This window comes from Dietzia alimentaria 72 (genome assembly GCF_000226215.1).
Lineage (GTDB): Bacteria > Actinomycetota > Actinomycetes > Mycobacteriales > Mycobacteriaceae > Dietzia > Dietzia alimentaria.
The window spans coordinates 1-16217 of sequence record NZ_AGFF01000031.1; the positions used below are offsets into that span (position 1 = coordinate 1).

The window sequence follows — 16217 nt, forward strand, 5'->3', positions numbered from 1 at the left end:
GGGTTCGACGGTGCGGCAGATGGTGTCGGCGAGCAGGCTGGCGGTAGCGTTCAAAGCGGGTCCTGGGGTGTTCGATGCGTGGCGTGAGAACCTGCATCTTCACACGCCCCAGGACCCCTACATCTTGTGCCTCACCGCATCACCGGCGAACCCCAGTTACGCACTCCGGATCCGGAAGGGCCAGTTTCGGATGTACTCTGCAGTGTCCTTCGATTTGCTGTGCAGATAGGCGCCGTAATGCCTGCGACAAAGAGCTTTGCATATAACCTCACCGACGCAATCCTGAATCGCACATTTCGGCATTTCTTTGGTTTGTGGAATATATTTGCAACGCGTTCCGAGAAAGTGCTCAAGGGCGATTGGCTCGTTAGCGGAGTTTTTGTACTTCATCCACTGACTATAATGAGTGTGACACGCCCCACGGGCGATGGACTGCCTACTGCATCTGGTTCCGTCTATCATTGCGCGACACTGCTCTGGGGCTTCATGGGCAGGTCTGTTTGGCCTCGGGGGCTCGTGCGTTGCGATGAAAGTCTCTACTGTCTTGGTGGTTTTCTTGAAGGCCCTATAGCAGGTTACACAGAGTCTTGAAACTGCCGTAAATCCATTGCACTTCAATACGGGACACTTACTGACTGCCGTATAGGGATTCAATACATCTGGGGTGAACTTGCTATTAGTGTCATCCCACTCCGTCGGGCGCCAGTTCAGTTCCAATGTCGACTTGATGTGATCGCGCCACCTATCCGAAACGTCGTTTGTTTGGGCGTCTGAGGCAGTAGCGATTTTATGCATCCGTGTTGGCCTTCCTTACGGCTTCTATCATCTGGTGGAATTCCGGGTGTACATATCGGCTCATTGATGCGGGATTTCTATGGCCGAGTAGTGCTTGCACCACCTCGTGAGGGACCCCTTCGCGAACCCAAAGCGAAGCACAGTAATGGCGGAGGCTGTGTGGCCGAATACGAGTGCCTACTTGTGATGAAATTCGTTTGAAGAGGTCGTGGATGGTCGCGTAGGTTACTGGTTCACCCAGTTTGCCGCGGTGCATATTCACGAAGACGTAATCGGATTCAATTTCGAGCTTATTTATTATTTGTGTACAGATCGCGTATTTATGCACGATTCTGTCCGTTACGGGCAATCTGCGGCCGTATCTCGACTTGGCGAGTGCTCCGTTGGGGTTGTTCCGCCTTTCGATGTGGATATGGGGGCCGGCGGTTTCGCATCCGAGGCTCGTATTTTCAGGGAGGAAATGGAGGTCACCATGTCTGAGTCCTAGCGCCTCTCCGATGCGTATGCCCGTCGTGGCTAGGAGGTCGACAAGCAGCCTGTCTCTGTCGTTAAGATCCAAGCCGAGTAGTTCGCGCACTTTATCGGTAGATAGATATTCTGTATCGGGGTGGTTTTCCGCCAGTTTGTGCGCCCTCCGTTTCACGATCTCCCATGACGGGGAGCCCTGATCGGAATGGGATTGTCGATATGTCGTTCTATGCATTGAATCGATTACGCGTTTCGGTATAATTCCGTCGGAACTGCAATATTCAAGATACGCCAATGTCGTTCGATAAATCCCGTTTGCGGTAGCTGAGCTTCGTGTGGTCAAAGAATTGTTATAGGGGTGGCGAGTTGCTTGATTGTGCAAGCTATGCAGGAAGGAGACGAGCAGTTTTTCGTCTGGATCGTCCCAATTAACTTCCAGTTCTTTGCAATAGTTCAGGTACTGGACAATGTGTGCGGCGTACGTCCGGACTGTATTTATTGACTTGCCCGCCAGCGTGAGATCGAAAAGGTAGTCGGTGCTTGCGTCGTGCAAGTCGCCTTCCGGATCGAGGATGATGCAAGTCGGTTTTCTGCTGACCGGGAGGAGGACGCGCTTAGTGGAGTACTTCGACATGGCTTGAACTTTAGAGTTTCGCGTCACCTATAGATAACTGAGTGCACTGCGGTGCGAGCCGGCGGTTGGTGCAGGTGAAGACTTTGTTGGGGACCTCTAGATAACTGACGTTTCAGAGGTGGCGCCAGTGGCGTCACGCCCCTATAGTTGCGTTCCGCAAGCAACTATCAAGGGGGCACGATGACTCACCAGGAGTCCGCGAGCGAGATCCTTGTGGAGCTCGTCCGCACCCTGAGGCTGTTCCGTGTCACCGGGCAGCACCAGGGACAGAAAAGTATCTCGGGCACCAAGGTCGGGGTGCTGCGATACCTGATCCACTGTGACGAACGGTCGAGCGAGATCGCCCAGCGACTCTTCCTGTCCCCCTCGGTCGTCTCCCGCGCAGTGGACGCACTCGAGGCGGACGGCCTGGTCGTACGACGCCGCGATCCCGACGACGCGAGGGCCTCGCTGATCTCGATCACGGACCGCGGCCGTACCGATCTGCAACGCCGTCAACAGGTGATCGCCGAACGGTTCGCCGAGATCCTGGCCCGAGACCCCCAGCACTCGGCCGCCGAGACTCTCGAACTTCTCAGAACTCTGAACGACCATCTCGACGAGCTCTCCGCGGTCATGGCGGCGAGCGAGAAATGAGCACACCTATGAGCACAGAAGCCAGTGCACCACCGGGCTACCAGGCCCTCCCCCATCGCGAAGTCCTCCAGGTGATGACCGGCCTGCTGGCCGCGCTGTTCACCGCACTGCTCTCCAACACCATCGTCTCCACCGCGCTTCCGACGATCATGGCCGAACTTGACGGCACCCAACGTCAGTACACGTGGGTCATCACCACGAGTCTGCTGATGATGACTATCAGCACACCGGTCTGGGGAAAGCTCTCAGATCTCTTCGACAAGAAGATGCTGGTCCAGCTCACCATCGTGTTGTTCGTGGTGGGCTCCGTCGCTGCGGGCCTGTCCACCTCGGTGGCCATGATGATGGGCGCCCGGGTGGTCCAGGGCATCGCGATGGGCGGCCTCATGGCCCTCGTCCAGTCGATCATGGGCTCGATCATCGCCCCACGAGAGAGGGGCCGGTACGCCGGCTACATGGGTGGGGTCATGGGCATCGCCACGGTCTCCGGGCCGCTCCTCGGCGGTGTGATCACCGACGGGCTGGGGTGGCGCTGGACCTATTTTGTCTGCGTCCCGCTGGCAGTTTTGGCGTTGATCCTGATCCAAATCAAGCTACGCATCCCCCTGGCTGAATCGCGGAAGGTCACGATTGATTACGCGGGTGCCGTGCTGATCGCCCTCTCCGCGGCACTGCCCATGCTCTGGGTGACGTTCGCCGGCAGCGAGTACGACTGGGTGTCGTGGCAGTCCGGAGCCTTCATCGGAGCATTCGCGGTCGTCGCCACCCTCGCGGTGATCGTCGAGCTCCGCGCCCCGGAGCCGATCGTGCCCATCCGCGTCCTGCGGACAAACACGGCAGCCCTGATGATCGTCGCCAGTCTCGCCGTCGGTGTGGCGATGTTTGCCCCAGCGGTCTTCCTGACCCAATACTTCCAACTGGGTGGTGGGTACTCACCCACCCAGGCGGGCCTGTTGATCCTACCGATGATCATCTTCCAGACGGCGTCCTCGGCGATCGGCGGCATGATCGTCAGCCGCACCGGTCGATGGAAGCCGATCATGGTCGTCGGCAGCATCCTCATGGTGATCGGACTCGGTGGTCTGGGAATGGTCGACCACACGACCGGCTAACTATGGGTGGCCGTCTCAATGGCGCTCATGGGGATCGGCGTCGGCACCCTCATCCAGAACGTCGTGTTGGCGGTACAAAACACCGTCGATGTACGCGAGGTGGGTGCCGCCTCCGCCGCAATCTCATTCTTCCGCTCCCTCGGTGGAGCGATCGGAGTGTCGGCACCCGGCGCCATCCTCACCAATCAGGTTGCGGCACAAATCCGTGATCGGCTATCGGAGATGGGGATAGCGAGCGACCAGTTCGGGGGCGGCTCCGGCGAGACCAACCTCGACTTAAGCGGGCTGCCCGCGCCGATCCGGCAGGTCATCCACGACTCCTATTCAGATGCCTTTGGCCACATGTTCCTGATCACTGCGGCTATCGGTCTGATAACGGTCGTCGCGGTTGTCGCGGTCCGCGAGAGCCGGCTCCGATCGACTGTGGAGTTGCAGCCCTCCCCACCCGTTGATCGGGTCGACCCCGCTCAGGCTCCCGCTGAGTCATAGCGGTGGTCAAAGCCGCAACGTGAAAGACAGTGCGACACGACAAAGCCCGGGTGGGGGTTTGGAGGCCCACCCGGGCTCTGTCGGCGAATCGAGGTCTTACATCTTCGGCATGAGCACCTGGTCGATCAGGTACACAGTCGCGTTGGCGGTCTGGACGCCGCCGCAGATGACATTCGCGCCGTTGACCTGGAGGTCATCGCCCTCGCCGGTCACGTCAACATCATCGCCGGCGAGAGTGGCCTGCATTCCGGCCACCTCGTCAGGGGTCAGCTGTCCCTCTACGACGTGGTACGTCAGGACGTTGGTGAGCAGGTCGGCGTCGGTGCCGAGCTTGTCCATCGTGGCCTGGTCGACCTGCGCGAACGCGTCGTCAACGGGGGCGAAGACCGTGTACTCACCGCTGTTCAGCGTGTCCACGAGGTCCACGTCGGGGTTCACCTGGCCCGAGACGGCCTTGGTGAGCGTGGTGAGGAGCGGGTTGCCGGAGGCAGCCGTGGCGACGGGCTCCTGCGCCATGCCCTCGACCGAGCCGGCACCGTCGGGGTTAGCCTCGGCGTAGTCCGCACAACCCGGGCCCACGAGGTTCGCGGCGGGATCGGCTGCCATGGCAGAGGTCTCGGACGAAGACATCGCGGAGCTGGTGGTCATGGCCGACGAGGTGGCCTCGGCCTCGTTGGAGGCGTCATCGGTGGAGCAGCCCGCGAGGACTAGTCCGCCGACGGCGGCGGCAGCCGCGATCGAAGCGACGCGACGGGAGAGTGTGGTGCCCATGGTTCTGGTCCTTTCGAAGGAGCCCTATGTGTCAACTCTGACTCTGCGTTTCGACTCAGGCTCTGAGTGCTGGGTCACCAGTGTTTCGGCGCTGCCGCCCCGGCGGATGGGTGCGGACCGGAATAATTCCTGAACCGGTCCGTGGTGGAACTCGCTCCGAACACCTGATATGAGCACCGACCAGCACCGTCCCCCGGCCATCGCCAGGGTGATCTCCGGGGTCCTCGCGACCGGAGTCGCTCTCACGGTGGGTCACGCGATCGCTCCCGCGGTCGATCCACGCTCGTCACCGTTCCTCGCAGTGGCGGACTCAGTGGTCGACCGCGCACCCGCCGCGGTACGTGCGGCGACCATTGACGCCCTCGGCACGGCCGACAAACCCGCGCTTCTGATCGGCCTCGTGGTGATCCTGATCCTCGTGGGCGCCGTCGCCGGCCTCGTGGAGCGCGCGCGACGTCCCGCGGGTTCCATCGTGATCGCGGTGTTAGGTCTGGTGGGAGCGCTGGCCGCCGTCGCGCGCCCCAACGGCGGCCCGGCATGGGCACTGCCGACGCTCCTCGGAGCCGCCGCCGGAGTACTCATGCTGCGGCTGCTGATCCGCTCGATCGACCGGACCCCGGCTGCCGAGGCGGACCCGGCGGGCACAGTCGGCCCAGATCGCCGGCGGTTCCTGATACTGGCCGGTTCGGCGGTCGCGGTGATCGCCGCTGCCGGCGCGACCGGAGTGGCCCTCGGCCGTCGTGGGGCAGACGTGCTCGCCGAGCGCACCGGTCTGCGCCTGCCCGGTGTGCTCACCCGGCACAGGGCCCCGGCCGTGCCTGAGGGTGTCGCCGTCGTCGACGTGCCCGGAACCACACCGTTCCTCACACCAAACGGCGAGTTCTACCGCATCGATACCGCGCTACGCGTCCCCACCCTCAAGTCCTCCGATTGGACATTGCGCATCCACGGCATGGTGGAACGGGAAATCGAGATCGACTGGGACGACCTCATGGACCGCGAGGCCCGGGAACGGATAGTGACCCTGACCTGCGTGTCCAACGAGGTCGGTGGCTCGTTGGCCGGCACAGCCACCTGGATCGGCTTCCCCATCGCCGACCTCCTCGCCGAGGCGGGCCCCCTGCCCGAGGCCGACATGCTCCTGTCCACCTCCGTCGACGGCTGGACCGCCGGCACACCGATCCAGGCTCTGACCGACGGGCGCGACGCGCTCCTCGCTGTAGGCATGAACGGCGAGCCGCTCCCCCTCGAACACGGCTACCCCGTACGCCAGGTGGTCCCCGGCCTGTACGGCTACGTCTCCGCCACCAAATGGGTCGTGGACTGGGAAATCACCCGCTTCGATCGCGCATCCGCCTACTGGACCGACCGTGGCTGGGGCGAGAGGGGCCCCATCCGCACCGCCAGTCGCATCGACAGACCCGCGCCGCTCGCCGAGATACCGCCCGGGCCTGTGGTGGTGGCCGGAACCGCGTGGGCCCAGCGACGAGGGATCGACCGGGTGGAGGTCAGGGTCGACAACGGGCAGTGGCAGGACGCGCAGCTCGCCGACGAATACTCCGTCGACACCTGGCGCATGTGGTCCTGGACCTGGGACGCCGAGCCGGGCCTGCACACGCTGCACGTCCGGGCCACCGACTCGACCGGCGAGGTTCAGACGGAGGAGCGCCGGGGCACGGTCCCCGATGGCGCCACCGGCTGGCACAACCGCACCTTCCGGGTGTCAGAGTCATGACAGTGCTTGCCACGTCCCGCCACACCCCAGACCGATTCCGGGCACTGCACCTGATCCGCACTAGAGTGGCACCCGTGCCCCAGACCACCGCCCCGCCGCAGGATGATCCCGGGCGTCTGCTGGAGCAGTCCGCATCCGGCGACCTCGACTCTTTCGCCCGTTTCTACGACCTCATGGCGCCGCGTGTGCACGGGCTCGCGTTGCGCATCCTGCGCGATCCCGGGTACGCCGAGGAAACCGTGCAGGAGGTCTTCCTGCAGGTTTGGAAGCAGGCCGCCGACTACCGTCCCTCGCTGGGCTCGGTGCAGTCGTGGGTCCTGACCATCACGCATCGGCGGGCCGTGGACCGCGTGCGGTCCGAGAGCTCGTCCACCCGACGTGACGAAGCCGATGCCGCCGCCGGCCCCGTGGCCACCGAAGACATCGCCGAGCAGGTCACCGAACAGATCACCCGGGACCAGGACGCCACCGCGGTCCGACTCTGTCTGGACACCCTGACAGAGAACCAACGGCAGTCCATCGAGATGGCGTACTTCTCAGGACTGACCTACCGGCAGGTCGCCGACCAGCTCGAGGCGGCCCTGCCCACCGTCAAATCCCGTATCCGCGACGGACTGCGTCGCCTGAAGACCTGCCTGGGAGGTGCGCTCTCATGATCTCCGGACTCCATGATCACCCCCAGTCCCCCGACGGTATCCGGCCCGAAGACCTCGACCTCTACGCACTGCACGCCCTGCCGACGGACGAGGCGGAAGCGGTGGAAGAGGCCCTCGTCAGCGCTCCGGACGAGGACCGCGCCTCGATGCTCGCGCACATCGCGTCCACCCGGGAGGTGGCGGCCGATCTCGTGGCTGACGCTCGCCTGGACGTGGCACCACCGCCCGCGCTCCGGGCCCGGATACTCGAGCAGGCCGCCGCGGACAGGCCTGCCGCGAACCGCTCGCCGGTGACTGATGCCGCCGGCTCCGGGTCCGAGACCCCCGGCGGAGCTGACGTGGTTGACCTCAGCCGAGCCCGAGAGAACCGGCGCCCACGGATGTGGACCGTGATCGGCACGGCCGCGGCGGCGATCGTGCTGCTGACGGCGGGCGTGGCGATCGGCCGGATCACCGATGGGACGACGCCCCGGGACAACGTGCCCGTCGCCGCGCCGCCGGCCGCCTCGATCCCCGAGGAGGTCAGGTCCATGCTGGCCTCGGACGACCTCGAGGTCTCTCGCGGGCAGATCGAGGGGGCTGGCAACGCCATCGTGCTCGCCTCGAGGGCGGAGGACATGGCCGTCATCTCGATGGACGGGCTGCCCGAGCCCGCCGAGGGCCGCGCCTACCAGCTCTGGCTGATGGGTGACCACGACCCGATCCCCGCCGGCACGATGGAATCCGGCCAGGTGGGCACGGCCCCGTCTGCCAAGATCAAGGGCATCAGTGACTCCGCGCAGATCGGGCTCACCGAGGAGCCCGCGGGCGGCTCACCTGCGCCGACGGGCGAGGTTCTACTGGCGCTCGATCTGGCCTGACCGGCCCAGCCCGCCCCCGGCCGCCGGCCTCACCGGCCGGGGCGGGTTGCGCTGGCGACAGGGTCCGCAGGGGCGAGACGGCAGGGACGGGTTGCGCTGGCGCGATGGTCGACAGTGGCATCTAAGCCGGCTTTGGCCGTACAAATCGGCATCGCAACCGGCGCCAGGTGCGCTGCCTCCCCGAACTCCGATCGGGGTGCGCTGGCTAAATGGTCCACCCTGGCAGCGTAGGTCGGCTTTGACCGTACAGCCAGGCATCGCAGGTCGGTGGGGCAGCGCGAGCGGCCGGGCTTACGCTGGCAGAGTGCTCCCCGGGGCTTGGCCGGTCGGGCCAGGCAGGCGGCATAAAGCCCGGCAGGCAGCGCAGGGCCGAGCACGGCCGAGCAGGGCAGCGGGCGGCTTAGGTCAGGGCTGCCACCACGGGCGTAGCGGAACGTCCCAGGTCTGGGTATCGCCCAACCGTACGGCGAGGATCTGGTGGAGTTGGATCTTGTTGTGCTCGAACCCGTACTGGCAGGCACCCATGTAGAGGCCCCACAGCTTGGCCATGGGTTCGCCCACCTCCTCCACCGCTGAATCCCAGTGCTTGACGAGGTTCGCGCACCAGTCGCGCAGCGTCATGGCGTAGTGCTGGCGCAGGTTCTCCTCGTGCAGAACCTCGAACCCGGCGTTCTCGGCCTCCAGATGAACAGTGCCGGCACCGGCCAGTTCGCCGTCCGGAAAGACGTAGCGGTCGATGAACTGGCCAGCCTTCACCGTGCCCGAGTTGTCGGGCCGCGTGATGCAGTGATTGAGCAGTCGCCCGCCGGGCCTGAGGTACGTGTGAAGTCGGCTGAAGTAGCTGGCGTAGTTCTTCCGGCCGATGTGCTCGGTGATGCCGATCGAGGACACGGCGTCGAAGTCGCGCTCGGGGACGTCGCGGTAGTCCATCAGTCGGATCTCGGCGAGGTCGCCCAGCTTGTCGGCGGCGATCGCGGCCTGCCCCCACTCCACCTGCTCCTTGGACAGGGTCACGCCGATCACGTGCACTCCGCGGGCAGCGGCGTACCGGACCATGCCGCCCCAGCCGCATCCCACGTCCAGGAGCCGGTCGCCGGCCTTCAGTCCGAGTTTGTCGAAGACCAGGCGGTACTTGTTCTCCTGCGCGGCCTCGAGGGTGGCCCCGGGGTCGGGGTAACAGGCGCAGGTGTAGGTCATGGACGGGCCCAGGATCCAGGAATAGAAGAGGTTCGAGACGTCGTAGTGGTAACTGACCACCTCCGAATCCCGTTCCTTGGAATGTCGACGCATCCCACCCAGCACTCGCTTCCAGGCGGGCACGACCTCCATCGGCGGCGTGGGCAGGAACTTCACGTTCTCCACCCCGATCGACCGCGCGATCTTCAGCAGGGTGCGGGCGTCGGGAGTGCGGGTCATGAACTTGCGGAACACCTCGAGTGCACCGAACACGTCACGGGGCGCACCGGGGTGGACGCCGTCCATCTCGAGCTCGCCCATGAGGTATGCCCGCGCCAGCCCGAGGTCGCCCGGAGCGGTGACGAAATACTGCAGTGCCCGCTCACTCTTCAGACGCAATACGAGATCACTGTCGGCGGGTCCGACGGACGAGCCGTCGTAGGCCTCGATCCGCAGTGGCGGTTCACCGGTCGCGAATGCGCCGATGATGTCGCAGATCGACATCTTGCCTGTGGTCAATCCCCGTGTCGTGGTCACCGTGCCCCTACCGCCTTGTCGTAGAGGGACGCGAACCTGCCCTCCGGATCGAATGTCGCCCTGAGCCGGTCCGCGGCCTCACCGCCATAGAGCTGCGCGAACTCCTCACGCGAGTAGAAGACCTCCGAATACAGCGACTTGTGACCGCCGAGACTAGAGATCTCCTGCTCGATACGCCGGTTCCACGCGCCCTCCACCATGCCATCCTCTATGGGTGCAGAGGACCAGAAACCGATGTTGACGTAGGTGGTGTCCGGCGCAAGCGGGTAGAGAGGCCAGGGGCGGCCACTGTAGGGACCATCGGATGCATCCACCGGGTTGCCGTCGAGCCGCGGCGCGGGAGTCGACTCACGCAGCCGTAGCGGGCAGACCCAGAGTGGCTCGATGGGCACCTCGCGGAGGAACCACTCGAGGAACTCAGCGGTGCGGTCGATGGTCACCTCGACGTCCTGCACCACCCGTTCCCGCGGGCCCTCACCCTTGAGTGCGCCGATCTTGTTGCCCAGGTCGTAGCGGTGATCAAGTCCGATGATCTTCCAGTACGCCGACGACCGGAGCAACTGCTGCGGCCAGAACCTCCGGATGCGCGGGTTCTGCACGCCGAACGCCCGCGAGCACCAGAACCAGTCGGTGTCCCAACGCCAGAGGTAGTCGCGGATGGTCAGCCGGTCGCGCTTCACGGTGCCCGCGGGACCGCCGTGCTGGACCGAGCGGTAGAAGATCGCCTGCTTGTCGGCCACCCCGGAATAGTCCGACACGGGCCCCGGCTCGTCCGTGCGCCGACCCAGGCAGAGGTAAGACTCGGCTGCTGAGAAGACGACCCCGTCCAGGAAATCGACCTCCTCGTCGTCGTACTTCCCCTCCTCGGTGATCCGTGCCAGTCCCTCGGTGAGCGCGGCGATGGAGTCGAACCTCAGGTGCCGCAGTTCCACGTAGCGCTGCACCGGTTCCAGCTCGATCCGTAGCCGCACCGCATACCCGAGCGATCCGTACGAATTGGGAAAACCGCGGAAGAGCGCCTGCTCGCGAGGGGTTCCGTCGGGCCGGGCGGTGATGATCTCGCCGGTCCCGGTCAGGATGTCCATTTCGAGAACCGACTCGTGCGGCAGGCCCAGCCGGAACGAGGACGACTCGATTCCCAGACCCGTCACCGCGCCACCGAGGGTGATGGTCTTGAGCTGCGGCACCACGAACGGCATCAGCCCGAACGGCAGCGTGGCGTCCACCAGATCCTCGTACGTGCACATCCCCTGGACGTCGGCGGTGCGGGCGTCCGGATCCACGGAGACGACGCGCGTGAGACCGCTGGTATCGAGACCAGGCGACGACGACGAGGTCCTCGGCCGGAACAGATTGGAGGTCTTCTTGGCCAGCCGAACCGGCTCGCCCTCCGGCACGCGATGAAAGCTGTCGACCAGGCGTCGCACGCCCTCGTCATGGTGGTCCCGCCCCACGATGAGCGGACCGGTCACAGTCGAGGCGGTTCCCATGGCGTCCAGCCTAGTAGGGCTTCAGCACCGGTGCCCCCGATTGATCCCCCGGGGCTAACGCCTATCACCCGCGAGCCGTCGCGACCCATCTCGTTCGCATATCAATTGCGACACCAGCCACGGACAATCGGGCGAACCGACCTGACCGGACAGCGGGGGTGGCATACCCTCGCGGCAACACCGGCCCCGCCAACCGACTCCGAGGAGGACCCGCCGTGTCCCATTCCATCCGGCCCGTACGTTCCGCCCGCTCTCGTTCCCTCTCCGTGGCCTCCGGGCTCGCGGTCCTGGTCCTGGCACTCAGCGCGTGCGGGGAGGAGGGCTCGGCCGAGAAGGCCGTGGGCGAGGCCACAAGCGCGGTGGGCTCCGTCGCGTCCGAGGCCACCTCGGCAGTGGGGGACGCCACGGCCGACGACGACAAGGGCGGCACCGCCACCACGACCGGCGAACAGCCCGCACCCGAAGGCGACGGGGAGAGCAACGGTGAGAGCGCAAATCCTGACGAAGAGTTCCTGAACGACCTCCGACGGGTGGGCGTGGACGCCCAGGATGAGCAGGAGTACCTCACCCGCGGCCGCGACGCCTGCACATCGCTCGATGAAGGTATGGGCTACGTCGACGTCACCCGGCAGTACGGCGACGCTCACCCGGACGCCCCCGGCACCGAGGCTCCTGTCGTGGTGACGGCCGCGGTCAAGGCGCTCTGCTCGCAGCACCTGCCGCAGATCGGGCAGGACGACCGCGGCAACTAGCCCCCGGTCGTCACAGTCCCGCCCGCTCCAACGCCTCCGCTGTGAGCTGGCGGCCGAGTCGGATCATCTCGTCCGCGCGGTGGAAGTCGAAGGCGGTACACGCATCCGCGGGCACCTCGATCAGGACGTCCGGGCGATTTCCCGCCATCCGGTAGGAGGTGATGATGCTCTCCATCACCTCGATCGAGTGCGTCACCACATCAAAGATGCGCAGGGTTGCGGGCAGGGACTCGAACCCGCTGTCGTCGGACTCGACGTCGGCTTCGCCCTCCTCCACGATCTCCTGAACCTTCTCGGAGGGGCGGACTCGGCCGGTGGCGTCCCTCGCTGCAGCGTCGTCCGTGCCCGGGCTGTCGGGACTGTCGGGACTGTCGCTATCGGGGCGATTGACGCCGGCGGTGGGATCGTCGGCGGCGTCGTCGCCATCCTGGTCGCCCGAGGCGTCCTGACCGAACCGGGCGGCGATCAATCGCACCAGGTCCGCGTCACGCACATCCGCTGCCGCGTTGCGTATCCGGCCGGAGAGCTTGCCCTGGGGTTTCGCCGCGGACCCGCCCTTACGTGCGAGCTTCGGCTCGGACCCTGGCGATGCCTCGTCAGGATCAGAACTCTCCTGGAACGTCGAGCCCCGTATCCCCGCACGACGGCCGGTCAATGAGACGGCCACCAGCAGGTCGCTCTCGACCGACGCCAGCGGTTCCAGTGGCACCGGGTTGGTGACGCCGCCGTCGATGATCAACCTGCCGCCGACGAGCGCCGGGGTGATCACGCTGGGGATCGCAAACGACGCCCGCACCGCCACGTCTGCGGGGCCGCTGGTGAACCAGACCTCGCGGCGCGCCCGCAGGTCCGTGGCCACCGCCGTATACGGAATGCGCAGGTCCTCGATCCGCACCTCGTCCAGCATCGCCCCGATCACGGCCATGATCTTGTTGGCGCGGATGGCGCCGCCGCCGGCGAACGAGACGTCGAGCAGTCGCAGCATGTCGCGCTGGGTGAGGCCGCGGACCCATTCTTCGAAGTCGTCGAGCTTCCCGGCAGCGAACAGCGACCCCACCACCGCGCCCATCGACGCCCCGGACACGCCCACCACCTCGTGACCGCGCGCTTCGAGTTCGCGGATCGCCCCGATATGCGCGTACCCGCGCGCACCACCCGAGCCCAGCGCCAACGCAACTCTCATCTGCCACCCTTCCTGCAGTTCTGCTCCGCCTCATCAGAGGTGTTGCTCCCCAGTGTGCACCCGCAATTCGCAGGTCACGGGCTCCATTGCGGCGATCGTGTCGTAGTTGACATCTACCGTCTGCCCCATATCGAGCACCTGTTCGATACCGAGCGCAGGCTCGAACAAATTCGCACAAGGAGATCCCCATGTCCCCCTCAGTCATTCCGGTCCGCCCCGCCACCGCCGTCCCGGGCGACATGGCAGAGGTGGCCTCCGCCATCGACCGCTTCGGATTCAACGTCGTACATGTGGGCGAATCATGCAGCTGCACAACCTGCGCAGCCGCCCCCCTCCCACCTGACCAGAGGTTCGGATACACCATCGGACTTACAGAACTCGGGCAACCAGAACTGCTCGTACGCGGGTTGTCGGCCCAGGAAACGGCCGCGTTGCTTGACCGCTGGGGGACCACCGTTCTCGCCGGGCAAGTGTTCGACGCGGGCCATCTTCTGTGCGAAGGCTCCGGCGGCCCCACGTGGGAACTCGTACCGGTCCGTCATCCGTCCCATTCGCTGCGGTGGGCTCAGCGGTACTACCGCGGCTCCCGGATCGGCGAACTGTCCGCACTGGAGCTCATCCCCGCCCGCCGGCCATGCCCGTGCAAGTGGTGTAGCTGAGGTCCCGAGCGGCCGGACGCCGTCGTAGTGTCTAAGCATGCCCCGACACGAGTTCGTCCTGGATGCGACTTCTCCGTCGATCGTCGTGCCGGTCACAGCGCGTGACGCGGCTGGATTGGACCGACAGGCCACGGAATTAGGGGCCACACTCGCGGGGGCTACTGCGATAGGTGGCGCACCGGCGGGGCGACCGCTTGTCGACCTGGTCGAGTGGCGTGTCGATCTCTACGAGCCGTTCACCGCCGGGGGCTGCACGGATCCCGCCCCGGCGGTGACCGCGCTGGCCCGGCTCACCGAACTTCTGCCAGCCACTCCGGTTCTCGTGACCTTCCGGACCACCGCCGAGGGCGGCTCGGCGGATATCGCGGTCGAGAACTACGTAGAACTCCTCGCCGCGCTCACCGGCTCCGGGCTGGCCGATGCCGTGGACGTGGAATACCGTCATCCGCTGGCGGGGCGCGCGATCAAGTCGGCCCATAGCCACGGCACGCCAGTGGTGGCATCCAACCACGACTTCGACGCGACCCCCACAGCCTCGGAGATCGTCGCGCGACTGGAAGCCATGGAGGACGCGGGGGCTGACGTGGCCAAGATCGCCGTGATGCCCCGGTCCGCGGCCGACGTGGTAACGCTCGTTGCCGCTACGGAACAGCGCTATCAAGCGGCCGGGATCCCGCTGATCACCGTGTCCATGGGCGCACTCGGAGCCGTTACCCGCATCGGAGGCGGAGTATTCGGGTCTGCGGCCACCTTCGCCACCCTGGGCGAGTCCTCGGCCCCCGGCCAACTTCCCGCAGCCGGGGTTCGGGCCGCACTCGACCTGCTGGCCTCCCCGGCACTAAGGTCGCGATTAGCCGACTGAGTTCTAGCCGTACCGGCGCAGGACCTCGGTACGCAGGCCCTTGGTGGCCAGCTCCGCGATGTGCTTCTGTGCCTTCTTGACCACCATCCCGGGGAGCTTGATCTTCAGGTCAACCTCGAGGTCAAAGGTCACTTTGGTGGTGCCGTCGCCGTTGTCCTCGAGCGTGTAGCGCGCGTTCTGCAGCTTCTGACTTCCGCTCTCCACGAGTGACCAGGTCACCTCGCCGTCGTACCACTCGTAGCGCACCACCATCTCGTCAGCGACGCCGAACTGCGAGATCTTCTCCCACACGAGGATGGGCCATCCGTCGTCGTCCGCTTCGCGGACCTCCACCGCGCGGTGCGCGTCAGACCAGTCGACCAGGGACCTAACGTCCGCCAGAACCTCCATAATCTCGGGGATTCCCGCCTCGATGGTGATCACGGACTGCACAGAAACTGCCATGCCGGAAAAGTTACCCCGCAGGGCAGCAGGTGAGGTGAGAATCGGAGCATGAGCCCACCCCGAACCCCCGCAAGCACCAGCGCAGAGCGACGGGTGGTGCTGCTACGCGGCATCAACGTCGGCAAGGGTGCCCGGATCGCGATGGCGGACCTCCGGGCGTGCACCACCGACGCCGGATGCGCCGAGGTCGCGACGGTGTTGGCGACCGGGAACATCGTGGTCACCGACCCGCGCGGCGGCAGCGAACTGCGGGCTGCCCTTGAACCCGCGTACGCGAAGCGTTTCGGGTACAACGCGCTCGTGCTGGTTATCGACCGCAACCAACTCGACATGGCCGCGGCTGAATACCCCTTCGAGAGCCTCGACGAACACCACGACTACCTGGTGTTCTCCGACGATCCGGACGTGTCGAGCAAAATCATCACCCGGATGCACGACGCGATCGAACCCGGTGGCACGGAGTCCGTGGCGCCGGGCCCCGGGTGCGTGTATTGGCGGGTACCGCGCGGCTCCACGCTGAGTTCCGCAGCCGGGAAGGTGCTCGACCAGCGCGAATATCGCAGCCGTCTGACCACGCGAAACCTCAACACGGTCCGCCGGATCCTCGCCGTGGGCTGACCTCAGCCCGCCTCACCCCCGCAACAATTTTGCCGTTGCCACTGCGAAAATCTCGGCGGATCTTGGCAGTGGCAACGACAAAACGAAACCGTCGGAGCCGCGGAGTGCGGCGAGGGTCCGCTACGCGTCGGCGATCAGGGGCCCTGGACGGAGGCGCCGAGGGTGTCGACGAACGCCGCCAAGGGCCCGAAGATCGCCGGGAAGATTCCGTCCCACACGGCCTGCATCTGGTTCAAGTCGAACGCGGGCATCTGTCACACTCCTTCTGACGGGGCCGGGACGCAGACTCTCCGTCGTCACCGGGTTCCCTGATAGAGAACAGGATCCCGCCAGAACTGTA

The 16217-nt window shown here is 65.5% G+C and carries 16 protein-coding genes; 10 read left to right on the top strand and 6 right to left on the bottom strand.

What is annotated here, in order from left to right; all coding sequences use genetic code 11:
- Positions 1 to 787 precede the first annotated feature (787 nt).
- Positions 788 to 1897: a tyrosine-type recombinase/integrase gene (locus tag ON04_RS16335; RefSeq protein WP_081477209.1), complete on the bottom strand. Its 1110-nt coding sequence runs from the start codon at positions 1895 to 1897 to the stop codon at positions 788 to 790.
- Between the two features lie 180 nt (positions 1898 to 2077).
- On the opposite strand from ON04_RS16335, the gene ON04_RS16030 reads away from it, so the two are divergent.
- The 3 genes from ON04_RS16030 to ON04_RS17150 are packed head-to-tail and all read left to right on the top strand — an operon-like array spanning position 2078 to position 4134.
- Positions 2078 to 2533 (top strand): MarR family winged helix-turn-helix transcriptional regulator, encoded by a 456-nt coding sequence (locus ON04_RS16030; protein ID WP_010542405.1) that lies wholly within the window; start codon positions 2078 to 2080, stop codon positions 2531 to 2533.
- 8 nt (positions 2534 to 2541) lie between these two features.
- Complete coding sequence (locus tag ON04_RS15805; RefSeq protein ID WP_238529344.1) at positions 2542 to 3645, top strand: MFS transporter; 1104 nt, start codon at positions 2542 to 2544, stop codon at positions 3643 to 3645.
- Between the two features lie 6 nt (positions 3646 to 3651).
- Positions 3652 to 4134: a hypothetical protein gene (locus ON04_RS17150; protein ID WP_238529345.1), complete on the top strand. Its 483-nt coding sequence runs from the start codon at positions 3652 to 3654 to the stop codon at positions 4132 to 4134.
- A 96-nt stretch (positions 4135 to 4230) separates the two neighbouring features.
- Here ON04_RS17150 and ON04_RS14730 read toward each other — a convergent pair whose 3' ends face one another.
- Complete coding sequence (locus tag ON04_RS14730) at positions 4231 to 4905, bottom strand: fasciclin domain-containing protein (protein WP_010542406.1); 675 nt, start codon at positions 4903 to 4905, stop codon at positions 4231 to 4233.
- Positions 4906 to 5074: 169 nt separating this feature from the next.
- Between ON04_RS14730 and ON04_RS14735 the strand changes: the two genes are divergently transcribed.
- From ON04_RS14735 to ON04_RS14745, 3 genes are all read left to right on the top strand, one after another.
- The gene (locus ON04_RS14735) at positions 5075 to 6640 is read left to right on the top strand and encodes a molybdopterin-dependent oxidoreductase (protein WP_010542407.1); all 1566 of its coding nucleotides are present in this window, start codon (positions 5075 to 5077) and stop codon (positions 6638 to 6640) included.
- 74 nt (positions 6641 to 6714) lie between these two features.
- Positions 6715 to 7296, top strand: coding sequence for an ECF RNA polymerase sigma factor SigK (gene sigK, locus ON04_RS14740; protein ID WP_010542408.1), 582 nt, complete (start codon positions 6715 to 6717; stop codon positions 7294 to 7296).
- Positions 7293 to 8156, top strand: a complete 864-nt coding sequence (locus ON04_RS14745; protein ID WP_010542409.1) for an anti-sigma factor — start codon at positions 7293 to 7295, stop codon at positions 8154 to 8156. The genes sigK and ON04_RS14745 overlap by 4 nt, the downstream gene beginning before the upstream one ends.
- Positions 8157 to 8561: 405 nt before the next feature.
- Here ON04_RS14745 and ON04_RS14750 read toward each other — a convergent pair whose 3' ends face one another.
- Positions 8562 to 9836, bottom strand: a complete 1275-nt coding sequence (locus ON04_RS14750) for a class I SAM-dependent methyltransferase (RefSeq protein WP_050815381.1) — start codon at positions 9834 to 9836, stop codon at positions 8562 to 8564.
- Positions 9837 to 9865: 29 nt separating this feature from the next.
- Positions 9866 to 11359 (bottom strand): FAD-binding oxidoreductase, encoded by a 1494-nt coding sequence (locus tag ON04_RS14755; RefSeq protein WP_010542411.1) that lies wholly within the window; start codon positions 11357 to 11359, stop codon positions 9866 to 9868.
- 215 nt (positions 11360 to 11574) lie between these two features.
- Here ON04_RS14755 and ON04_RS14760 point away from each other — a divergent pair, with 215 nt between their 5' ends.
- Positions 11575 to 12111, top strand: a complete 537-nt coding sequence (locus ON04_RS14760) for a DUF732 domain-containing protein (protein ID WP_010542412.1) — start codon at positions 11575 to 11577, stop codon at positions 12109 to 12111.
- A gap of 10 nt (positions 12112 to 12121) precedes the next feature.
- Here ON04_RS14760 and ON04_RS14765 read toward each other — a convergent pair whose 3' ends face one another.
- Complete coding sequence (locus tag ON04_RS14765; protein WP_010542413.1) at positions 12122 to 13294, bottom strand: patatin-like phospholipase family protein; 1173 nt, start codon at positions 13292 to 13294, stop codon at positions 12122 to 12124.
- Positions 13295 to 13482: 188 nt separating this feature from the next.
- On the opposite strand from ON04_RS14765, the gene ON04_RS14770 reads away from it, so the two are divergent.
- Together ON04_RS14770 and aroD are read left to right on the top strand one after the other, a co-directional pair.
- The gene (locus ON04_RS14770; RefSeq protein ID WP_010542414.1) at positions 13483 to 13953 is read left to right on the top strand and encodes a DUF4262 domain-containing protein; all 471 of its coding nucleotides are present in this window, start codon (positions 13483 to 13485) and stop codon (positions 13951 to 13953) included.
- Positions 13954 to 13990: 37 nt separating this feature from the next.
- A complete protein-coding gene (gene aroD, locus ON04_RS14775; protein ID WP_010542415.1) occupies positions 13991 to 14815 on the top strand; it encodes a type I 3-dehydroquinate dehydratase in 825 nt (274 codons plus the stop codon).
- 3 nt (positions 14816 to 14818) lie between these two features.
- Here the strand turns inward: aroD and ON04_RS14780 are convergent, their stop codons facing one another.
- On the bottom strand, positions 14819 to 15259 hold the full coding sequence (locus ON04_RS14780) for an SRPBCC family protein (RefSeq protein ID WP_010542416.1): 441 nt from the start codon (positions 15257 to 15259) through the stop codon (positions 14819 to 14821).
- A gap of 48 nt (positions 15260 to 15307) precedes the next feature.
- Here ON04_RS14780 and ON04_RS14785 point away from each other — a divergent pair, with 48 nt between their 5' ends.
- Complete coding sequence (locus ON04_RS14785) at positions 15308 to 15877, top strand: DUF1697 domain-containing protein (RefSeq protein ID WP_050815380.1); 570 nt, start codon at positions 15308 to 15310, stop codon at positions 15875 to 15877.
- The last annotated feature ends 340 nt before the right edge of the window (positions 15878 to 16217 follow it).

Coding starts and splice junctions, on each gene's coding strand:
- ON04_RS16335 (WP_081477209.1), bottom strand. CDS start 1,897: ATGTCGAAGTACTCCACTAAGCGCGTCCTCCTCCCGGTCAGCAGAAAA.
- ON04_RS16030 (WP_010542405.1), top strand. CDS start 2,078: ATGACTCACCAGGAGTCCGCGAGCGAGATCCTTGTGGAGCTCGTCCGC.
- ON04_RS15805 (WP_238529344.1), top strand. CDS start 2,542: ATGAGCACAGAAGCCAGTGCACCACCGGGCTACCAGGCCCTCCCCCAT.
- ON04_RS14730 (WP_010542406.1), bottom strand. CDS start 4,905: ATGGGCACCACACTCTCCCGTCGCGTCGCTTCGATCGCGGCTGCCGCC.
- ON04_RS14735 (WP_010542407.1), top strand. CDS start 5,075: ATGAGCACCGACCAGCACCGTCCCCCGGCCATCGCCAGGGTGATCTCC.
- ON04_RS14745 (WP_010542409.1), top strand. CDS start 7,293: ATGATCTCCGGACTCCATGATCACCCCCAGTCCCCCGACGGTATCCGG.
- ON04_RS14750 (WP_050815381.1), bottom strand. CDS start 9,836: ATGTCGATCTGCGACATCATCGGCGCATTCGCGACCGGTGAACCGCCA.
- ON04_RS14755 (WP_010542411.1), bottom strand. CDS start 11,359: ATGGGAACCGCCTCGACTGTGACCGGTCCGCTCATCGTGGGGCGGGAC.
- ON04_RS14765 (WP_010542413.1), bottom strand. CDS start 13,294: ATGAGAGTTGCGTTGGCGCTGGGCTCGGGTGGTGCGCGCGGGTACGCG.
- ON04_RS14770 (WP_010542414.1), top strand. CDS start 13,483: ATGTCCCCCTCAGTCATTCCGGTCCGCCCCGCCACCGCCGTCCCGGGC.
- aroD (WP_010542415.1), top strand. CDS start 13,991: ATGCCCCGACACGAGTTCGTCCTGGATGCGACTTCTCCGTCGATCGTC.
- ON04_RS14780 (WP_010542416.1), bottom strand. CDS start 15,259: ATGGCAGTTTCTGTGCAGTCCGTGATCACCATCGAGGCGGGAATCCCC.
- ON04_RS14785 (WP_050815380.1), top strand. CDS start 15,308: ATGAGCCCACCCCGAACCCCCGCAAGCACCAGCGCAGAGCGACGGGTG.